General features: G+C 24.5%; 1 protein-coding gene. It reads left to right on the top strand.

Annotated features, from left to right (window positions below):
• On the top strand, nt 1-229 hold a 229-nt coding region (locus tag E1K68_RS27610; protein WP_212614977.1), incomplete at both ends, for a hypothetical protein.

The following is a 229-nucleotide window of genomic DNA, read 5'->3' as shown; positions in this document are numbered from 1 at the left end:
CTTTTCTTCTCTTTTTATCTGTTTTCTTTTTGTTTTTTTATTTCAAAGGGTATGTTTTTAAGCTACAAGAAAATCGAAAAAGTTTAGAAGATATTCACGGAGAACTGCCTCACACTATAAACAAATTCTATGAAGTCAATATTGAAACTATTACTAATCGTAGTAATTTAACTTTCGAATACAATAAAATCACTAATGTCTTAGAAACAGAAAATTTATTTATAATAAT

Origin of the sequence: Pseudomonas sp. B2021, from assembly GCF_018135665.1 — a bacterium.
Classification (GTDB): Bacteria; Pseudomonadota; Gammaproteobacteria; order Pseudomonadales; family Pseudomonadaceae; genus Aquipseudomonas; species Aquipseudomonas lactis.
The sequence above is the reverse complement of the archived record's forward strand: the minus strand, read 5'-3'. Positions and strand labels throughout refer to the sequence as shown.